Raw genomic sequence first — 7,703 nt, forward strand, 5'->3', positions numbered from 1 at the left:
TGAACGCCGATGGTCGAACGGCAACCCTTCGAACCATGGCGAGGGCGGCTCAGCGCCAGCCGAGTGCCGGGGCCACGTGCTTGAGGATGCTCTCGATGACATGGGCGTTGTAGGCGACGCCCAATTGGTTCGGCACGGTGAGCAGCAGCGTGTCCGCCGCCTTGATAGCCTCGTCATCCGCCAGCTGCTTGATCAGTTCGTCCGGCTCGGCCGCGTAGCTGCGGCCGAAGACGGCCTGCTTGCCCGGCTCGATATAGCCGAAGTGGTCCTGGCTGTCGCCCGGGCCGCCGAAGTACCTGCGGTCGAGCTCGTTGACGATGGCGAAGATGCTGCGGCTCACGGACACGCGCGGCGTCCGCTCGTGGCCGGCATCGGCCCAAGCCTTGCGATAGGCTGCGATCTGCTCGGCCTGCTGGATGTGGAACGGCTTGTCGGACTCGGCCATGACAAGGGTCGAGCTTTGCAGGTTGACGCCAAGCCTGGCGGCCCACTCTGCCGTGGGGGTTGTCGCAGCGCCCCACCAGATGCGGTCGCGCAGGCCGGCCGAATACGGCTCGAGGCGCAACAGGCCGGGCGGATTGGGGAACATCGGACGCGGATTGGGCTGGGCAAAGCCCTTGCCCTGGATGACGTCGAGGAAAACCTCGGCATGTCGACGCGCCATGTCCGCATCAGTCTCACCTTCGGCGGGGGCGTAGCCGAAATGGCGCCAGCCATCGATCACTTGTTCCGGCGAACCGCGGCTGATGCCGAGCTGGAGCCGGCCACCGGAGATGAGGTCAGCCGAGCCGGCATCCTCGGCCATGTAGAGCGGGTTCTCGTAGCGCATGTCGATGACCGCGGTACCGATCTCGATGCGGCTGGTCCGTGCGCCGACCGCGGCAAGCAACGGGAAGGGCGAGCCGAGCTGCCGCGCGAAGTGGTGGACGCGAAAGTAGGCTCCATCTGCACCGAGTTCTTCAGCGGCAACGGCCAGGTCGATGGACTGCAGCAGGGTGTCAGAGGCCGAGCGGGTCTCGGAATGCGGCGAGGGGGTCCAGTGGCCGAAGGAGAGGAAGCCGATCTTTTTCATGGCGATCGCCTGGAGATTGGTTGCGGGAAAGCGATGGCGGTACTCCTTTTCCCGGCCATCCGCCACCCGCGTTCGAGGATGGCTGGGCTGCTGTCATCCACGGGTCATGCATGGTCGCTAGTCACATGCAAATTCCTGCTAGAGGCGAAAATGACACTGAAATTCATCGTGATGAGCGACCTGCACCTGGTGCCCGAGGGCGAACTGTCGATGACGCTCGATGCCGGTGCGCGGCTTGAAGCGGCTGTCGACAACGTGATCGCGCGCTATGGTGATGCCGACTTCTGCATTGTCGCCGGCGACCTGGCGGACCTGGGGCAGACGGCGGCCTATGAGCGGCTGCAGCGTATCATCGAGCGGATGCCGATCCCCGTGCACATCACGCTCGGCAACCATGACGACCGGTCGACCTTCCTCGACGTGTTCGGCGCCGGCCATGCGGCCGATACGGGCAAGGTCGACAAGGTGATCGACAGCAAGGGCTATCGGGTCATCGTGCTCGACAGCGCCGAGCCTGGCCGCGTCGATGGCGTGCTCGAGGCCGAGCAGATCGACTGGCTCAAGGCACGCCTGGCCGAAGCCGCGGACCGTCCGGTGATCGTGGTGCTGCATCACAACGCCAACGCCCTGCACATCGCGTCGGACGACATCCGCATCCTGGAACCCGACGCGTTCATCGAGGCGCTGAAGACACATCCCGATATCCGCCAGGTCATCGCTGGGCACGTCCACCTGACCTCGACGGCGAACTATCGCGGCTTGCCGTTCACGACGCTGGCGGGCGGGCACTACTCGGTCGGCTTCAACGTCGACCAACCCACGGCGCCCTTCCGCCGCCTGACCGGGCCGGGCCAGATGGCTGTCATCATCGGCACCGAGGACCGGACCACGGTGCTGTTCGAGGACTTCATCGACGGCAACGCCGAAATCGCGCTGGCGCCGCGGAAGCGGGCGGAAGACTTCGAGGCGGCGTAGCCAACGAAAATCGCGAAGCTCCCGGATCTGTCCCCGGGAGCTTCACTGGATCAGGCGGGCTGCATCTGGCTGGGCCGATCGCCTTCGTCGCGCGTGGCTGGCGGGAAGGCGAGGGCCATGGCGGCCGCCGCGATACCGACCGCCGCCGAGGCGATGTAGAGCCAGTGATACGTGCCGAACGTGTCGTAGAGCCAGCCCCCACCGACTGGTCCGAACGCCATGCCGATGCTAGAGGTCATGGTAGCGGCGCCGAGCACGGTGCCGAGCAGGCGGGGCGGGAAATACTCCCGCGCCAGCACCGCATAGAGCGGCATGACCCCCCCGTACGCGAGCCCGAGTACCGAGGCCAGCATGTAGAACTGCGTGATCTCGCTGAGATAGATGTAGGCGTAGATGCCCACCGCCTGCAGCGCGAGGCCGGCGACGATCACCTTGCGCACGCCGATCCGGTCGGCGAGCGTGCCGAACAGGATGCGGCCGAACAAGCCGGCGACGCCTTCGATGGCGTAGATGCCGGTGGCGGCGGTCAGCGTCGCGCCGCAGATCATGGCGTAGCTGACGGTGTGGAAGATCGGGCCGGAGTGGGCGGCGCAGCAGAGAAAGAAGGTACCGGCGAGGACGAGGAACTGCGGGGTCCGCAGAACGGCAAAGCCGGACTGCTCCCCGGCGACGGGCGCAGCAGCGCCGGCGGCAGGGGCCGGAACATCGGTAGCGCCGGGAGCGCGGCGGATGAGGAGCGCGACGGGGACCACTACGACCATGGCGCCGACAGCGATCCAGAACATCGCGGCGCGCCAGCCGATTGTCTCGATCAGATAGCCCGCCAGCGGACTCATCGTCATCGGCGCGATGCCGCCGCCGACCGAGACGAGCGAAACCGCAAGGCTGCGGTTCTTGTCGAACCAGCCCAGGGTTGCCGAGATGATGGGCGCGAAGAACGCGCCGCCCGAGGCACCGACGAGGCCGCCATAGGCGAACTGGAAGACGACGAGATCGCGCGTCTGGCTCGCGAGAACAAGGCCTGCGCCGAGCAGGGCGGCGGCCATCAGCACCACCGGCCTGGCCCCGATGCGGTCACTCAGCGTGCCCCAGCCGAAACCGGCAAACCCCATGACGATGAAGCCGACCGTCATCGCGCCGGAGATGCCGGCACGGGTCCAGCCAGTCTCCTCGGCGATCGGCTGCAGATAGACGGGCAGCGCGAACATCGCTCCCATGGCAACACAGGTGATGATGGCGCCGGCGGCGACGACCACCCAGCCGTAGCGGTTTCCCATTTTGCTCTTCCTCCCCTTCGGCATTCTGTGTCCTAGACGAACGAGAGGCGAGCATTTCGACAGACGGCCCGCAGGATAGATTGCCTGCGCGATCCGTACAGGCTGCCAATGCTTAAGTAAATGCTTTACTATTTGCGCCCGCACACTTGTGGTACGTCGGGCCACGATGCTGCGGCCGCGGCCCGGACCCACTGCACTCCCGATCGGGGGGAGGGAGCGGTGCCCCTCGCCCGAGTGGTTCAGCCGTTCCCGGCGGCACCGATATTGACCATCCAGGGGGTGCCGAACCTGTCGGTGAGCATGCCGAAGCTGTCGCCCCATGGCGCCTTGGCGAGCGGCATCATAACGGTGCCGCCGTCGGCCAACTTGTTCCAGTAGCCGCGAAGCTCATCCTCCGCGTCGCCGCTCAGCGAGACGGTGATGGTGTTTCCCGGGTTGGACTGGACGCCGGGCGGGGTGTCGGAGGCCATGATCCAGTAGCCGGACGGAGAGACCAACTGGGCATGCATGATCTTGTCCTTGTCGGCGGGCTCGTGCGGCATGCCACCCTCGGCGAAGGTGCTCATGGTGAGCTCGCCGCCAAACACGGAGTGATAGAACTGGATGGCCTCGCGGGCATTGCCGTTGAAGTTCAGGTAGGGGTTGAGGCGCGTAGGCATGGTAACTCCTCCTTCTTGACGGGCCGACGCTAGCTACACAGGGTGACCGGAACAAGACTACCTGGCCGTCAGGCAGGATACGCCAGCCGCAAGGGTGCGGGGATGGAACTCGAGTTCACTGCGGAAGTGATCCATTGGCGCGGACCGGCGCCGTTCTTCTACGCCCGCATTCCCGAGGAGGCAGGGGCGGCAATCAGTCGGGTCCGGAAGGCCGTGACCTATGGCTGGGGCGTCATTCCGGTGGAGGCGACGATCAATGGCGTCACCTTCAGGACGTCGCTGTTCCCGAAGGACGGCACGTACCTGCTGCCGCTCCGTGATGTGGTGCGTCGGCGGATCGGGGTGACGGTCGACGACCGCGTGGCCGTGGCCATGGTGGTCGGGCGCCCTCCCCGCGAGCCGGACTTGTGAGTCTCAGGCGGCGCGGGGCAGGGCGAGGCTGCGGATCTCGCCGGCGACCAGCGCCTGCAGCACCCACAGGTTGCGGTCGCGGATGCCGTGGGCATCCAGTTGCACGACCGTGTTGTGCAGGTATTGCGCGCCCGAGCCCCAGTGGCCGGCAGCGCGGGCCAGGGTCTGCGCGACGACCTGGGGTGCAAGACGGCCGGCGTAGTTGACGCCCGAGGGTGAGGCGACGAAGGCGAGGGCGCGGAGCGGGCCCGTAGGGGTCGCAAGATCGAGCCAGCGCGGCACGTTGGTGGGGCGCACGTCATCGGTCTCGCGAGCGAGCAGCCGCAGCACCTGGTCGAACGGATCGGCATCGGCGAGGCGGTAGGCGAGGCCTGAGCAGGAGCCGCCGCGCTCAAGCGCCATCATCAGCCCGGGGACCTCGCGGGTGCCGCGCCAGCGGGTGAGGCGCATGCAGAAGCGGCGATGCCAGCCATGGGCGCGGGCGCGGCGGGCCTCGAGGTGCGCAAGTTCGGGCTTCCAGATCAGCGAGCCGTAGGCGAATAGCCAGAGCGGGCCGGGAGGCCGGTGGGCCAGGACGCGCGCTGCCATGGCGCGCAGTTCGGCCTCGCTCGGCTCGCGGGTGCCTGGCAGGGGCCCCGGATCGGGTTCGGAGCGCTCGACCAGCGCGACGAGATCGGCGGTCAGTTCCAGCTGGGGACGCGGCGGCATCGTCCATCTCCTGCGGCGCCCCCCGCGAGGATGGACGGGATATGCGGGAGCAGCAGGCGCGGATCAAGTGTACCGATGGTGCGGAAGTTCAGCTGCCGGTGCGGCTGGCGACGCCGTTGCCGCCGCGGGCGAGGATCTGCAGCTGATCGTGCGACAGGCGCTTGCGGGGCAGCGCGAAGGGAACCTGCTTGCGGTCCCGGAGGGCGAAGGTATCGCCTCTGCGGCTTTCGACGATGGTGATGCGGTAGAGCTCGTAGGGCACGCAATTCCAGCTGCCGCCGCGCTCGCCCGCCGCCGGGTCGTAGCTGCCGGCGCCGTAGCGGAAGCAGATGTCGGCTTCCTCGAATTTCCAGGTGCCGGCCAGCACCGCCTGGTTGCCGGGATGCCAGAGCCAGCTATGGCCATCGGTGCCGAGGTACTCGACCTGCATGCCCTGTCCGGGCGCGAAGCTCAGTTGCGTCTGGCCGCCGAGGCGAGGGGCGGCGACGGCATGGCCGGCACAGGCGACAAGCAGGGTGGCGGCGAGGAGAATCAGGCGCACGGCGGAGCCCCGGTGGCAAGGGCGGCAGGAATATGGGGATCGCGCCGGTCGGGCAATCCCTCGCTGGTGGCGTCCGCCGATGGTGCATGTCGCTTCGGCGGCTGAGGAAACGGCGCTAGGGTGGTGCCGTCGACGACGTTCCGGGGCCCGCCATGCCTGAAATCTCCGCCGGGATCGTGCTGCATCGCCTCGGTCCGGGGGGGCGCGAAGTGCTGCTGGTCCACCCGGGCGGACCGTTCTGGGCCAAGCGGGACGAGGCGGCGTGGTCGATCCCCAAGGGGCTGATCGACCCCGGCGAGGTGCGGGAGGCGGCGGCGCGGCGGGAGTTCGCCGAGGAGGTGGGAGCCGTGCCGGAGGGCGAACTGGTGCCGCTGGGGGAGTTCCGCATCTCGAGCGGCAAGCTCCTCGCGGCGTTTGCGCTTGAGGGCGACTTCGATCCGGCGACGCTCAGGTCGAACGTGTTCGAGATGGAATGGCCGCCGCACTCGGGGCGCCGGCAGAGCTTCGTCGAGGTGGACCGGGCCGGCTGGTTCGGGCTCGAGGCGGCGCGCAGCAAGCTGCACATCGGCCAGCGGGTGCTGGTCGATGCGCTGGTCAGGGCGATTGGCTAGGCGTGGCGGTCAGCCGGCGCGGGCGAGGGCGGCGGCGATAGCATCCTTGATGGCGAGGCGCTGCTTGCGCAGGGCCTGCTCGGTCGCTTCGCTCACGGTATCGAGGCGCGTTTCGGCGCGGTGGACCTTGTCGTTGACGTCGTCATAGTCGCGCAGCAGCGTCGCAAAGGCCGGGTCGCGCGCCTTGAGCGCGTGGATGGCATCGAGCTGGCCGGGGAATTCGTCGCCGAGGGTATGCGGAGTATTGGACATTCGTGGTTCCTTGCCTAATGGGGCTAGCATCGGCCGGCGCACACCGGATGTCTTTGATTTCGATCAATCTTCCGCCGCCGGGGAGGCGGGACGGGGTCAGCGCCGGGTGATGGCGATGCTGAACGGCTTGCCATCGGCGCCGGCATCGGGCTTGGTGGCCTCGCTCGGCGACAGGTCGGCTTCGTCGACGACCCGCTCGCTGCCCTCGTCGAGGGGGCGGACGCGATAGAGCAGGGGGCCGCGATCGTGGGGGAGGCAGAACAGCACCTCGCACGGGCCGGCGCGCCGGTTGCTGGTGCGGGGGGCGGCGCGCAGTTCGACGATCTGGCCGACGCGAAAGCGATGAGTCATGTCGTGCCTCTCATGAGAATGAGGCCACGGACCTGGGATCCGTGGCCCCTGAATGTCGGTCCCGACGGGTCGGGGGCGAGCTTAGAGCAGTGACAGGTTGGTCGCGGAGACCTTGCCGTCGCGGCCCTTCTCGAGGTCATAGCTGACCTTCTGGCCTTCGTTCAGCGTCGACAGGCCCGAGCGCTCGACAGCGGAGATGTGGACGAACGCGTCCTTGCTGCCGTCGTTCGGCTGGATGAAGCCGAAGCCCTTGGTGGTGTTGAAGAATTTCACGGTGCCCTCGATCATTTGAGGCGCCTTTCTTGATATGTGGCGAGAGCACGAGTGCAAACGCCCGTTCCCGGCTGGCAACATGCCAACCCGGCCTAAACGTTCACAATATCAAGGAGTAGCCGGGGGACTTAGCCCGAGGGGTATCGCGAGATGTCAGCGAAGCGTGGAATGGGAATATGCACGTTCGCGGCGCCATTTGCAAGGCCGGGGCGCGCGAAGGTGCCATGCATGTTTGCGCGCCGGCGTGAACGGCATCCTCGCATGGGTCCGCGGATCAAGTCCGCGGATGACGGTGGACGGGGGCTCGGGCAGTGTCCTGGCTGATCTCTGTTCGCCAAGGGCTCCGGCCGCGCGTTGAAGCGCCGTCATCAGCGGACTTGATCCGCGGACCCATCCCTCGGCAAGCGCCGGACGTGCCGATGCATCCGACAGCCCTGCGGCTTCGGAGTTTGTCAAAGAGCCATCCCCTTTGCGGGGGATGAAGCGAACGGGCCGGCGGGGCCTTTGCCCCTCGCGGTAGTCCGCAGAATGAATGAGGCTCACGCCTCGCCGGCCGATCGGGGTTTTGGGCCT

At 67.5% G+C, this 7,703-nt stretch carries 11 protein-coding genes; 3 read left to right on the forward strand and 8 right to left on the reverse strand.

The window, feature by feature from the left end; all coding sequences use genetic code 11:
* Positions 1-49: 49 nt before the first annotated feature.
* Positions 50-1,072, reverse strand: coding sequence for an LLM class flavin-dependent oxidoreductase (locus J0I99_RS10595; RefSeq protein ID WP_291397478.1), 1,023 nt, complete (start codon positions 1,070-1,072; stop codon positions 50-52).
* Positions 1,073-1,222: 150 nt separating this feature from the next.
* Here J0I99_RS10595 and J0I99_RS10600 point away from each other — a divergent pair, with 150 nt between their 5' ends.
* Positions 1,223-2,047, forward strand: coding sequence for a metallophosphoesterase (locus J0I99_RS10600; RefSeq protein WP_291397480.1), 825 nt, complete (start codon positions 1,223-1,225; stop codon positions 2,045-2,047).
* A gap of 50 nt (positions 2,048-2,097) precedes the next feature.
* Here J0I99_RS10600 and J0I99_RS10605 read toward each other — a convergent pair whose 3' ends face one another.
* Complete coding sequence (locus J0I99_RS10605) at positions 2,098-3,324, reverse strand: MFS transporter (protein ID WP_291397481.1); 1,227 nt, start codon at positions 3,322-3,324, stop codon at positions 2,098-2,100.
* 239 nt (positions 3,325-3,563) lie between these two features.
* Positions 3,564-3,983 carry a VOC family protein gene (locus tag J0I99_RS10610; RefSeq protein WP_291397484.1) on the reverse strand — a complete coding sequence of 140 codons (420 nt, stop codon included), beginning with the start codon at positions 3,981-3,983 and terminating at the stop codon, positions 3,564-3,566.
* A gap of 102 nt (positions 3,984-4,085) precedes the next feature.
* Between J0I99_RS10610 and J0I99_RS10615 the strand changes: the two genes are divergently transcribed.
* Complete coding sequence (locus J0I99_RS10615; protein ID WP_291389578.1) at positions 4,086-4,394, forward strand: DUF1905 domain-containing protein; 309 nt, start codon at positions 4,086-4,088, stop codon at positions 4,392-4,394.
* Between the two features lie 3 nt (positions 4,395-4,397).
* Here the strand turns inward: J0I99_RS10615 and J0I99_RS10620 are convergent, their stop codons facing one another.
* On the reverse strand, positions 4,398-5,102 hold the full coding sequence (locus J0I99_RS10620) for a gamma-glutamylcyclotransferase (protein WP_291397486.1): 705 nt from the start codon (positions 5,100-5,102) through the stop codon (positions 4,398-4,400).
* 88 nt (positions 5,103-5,190) lie between these two features.
* A complete protein-coding gene (locus tag J0I99_RS10625; protein WP_291397488.1) occupies positions 5,191-5,643 on the reverse strand; it encodes a hypothetical protein in 453 nt (150 codons plus the stop codon).
* A 152-nt stretch (positions 5,644-5,795) separates the two neighbouring features.
* On the opposite strand from J0I99_RS10625, the gene J0I99_RS10630 reads away from it, so the two are divergent.
* Positions 5,796-6,254: an NUDIX domain-containing protein gene (locus J0I99_RS10630; RefSeq protein ID WP_291397490.1), complete on the forward strand. Its 459-nt coding sequence runs from the start codon at positions 5,796-5,798 to the stop codon at positions 6,252-6,254.
* Positions 6,255-6,263: 9 nt separating this feature from the next.
* Here the strand turns inward: J0I99_RS10630 and J0I99_RS10635 are convergent, their stop codons facing one another.
* The 3 genes from J0I99_RS10635 to J0I99_RS10645 all read right to left on the reverse strand — a co-directional run bounded on the left by J0I99_RS10635 (position 6,264) and on the right by J0I99_RS10645 (position 7,145).
* Positions 6,264-6,506 (reverse strand): DUF465 domain-containing protein, encoded by a 243-nt coding sequence (locus J0I99_RS10635; protein ID WP_291397492.1) that lies wholly within the window; start codon positions 6,504-6,506, stop codon positions 6,264-6,266.
* Positions 6,507-6,602: 96 nt separating this feature from the next.
* A complete protein-coding gene (locus tag J0I99_RS10640) occupies positions 6,603-6,857 on the reverse strand; it encodes a hypothetical protein (RefSeq protein ID WP_291389958.1) in 255 nt (84 codons plus the stop codon).
* Positions 6,858-6,938: 81 nt separating this feature from the next.
* On the reverse strand, positions 6,939-7,145 hold the full coding sequence (locus J0I99_RS10645; protein WP_291397493.1) for a cold-shock protein: 207 nt from the start codon (positions 7,143-7,145) through the stop codon (positions 6,939-6,941).
* Positions 7,146-7,703: the final 558 nt, after the last annotated feature.

The organism is Devosia sp. (assembly GCF_017307495.1).
Lineage (GTDB): Bacteria > Pseudomonadota > Alphaproteobacteria > Rhizobiales > Devosiaceae > Devosia_A.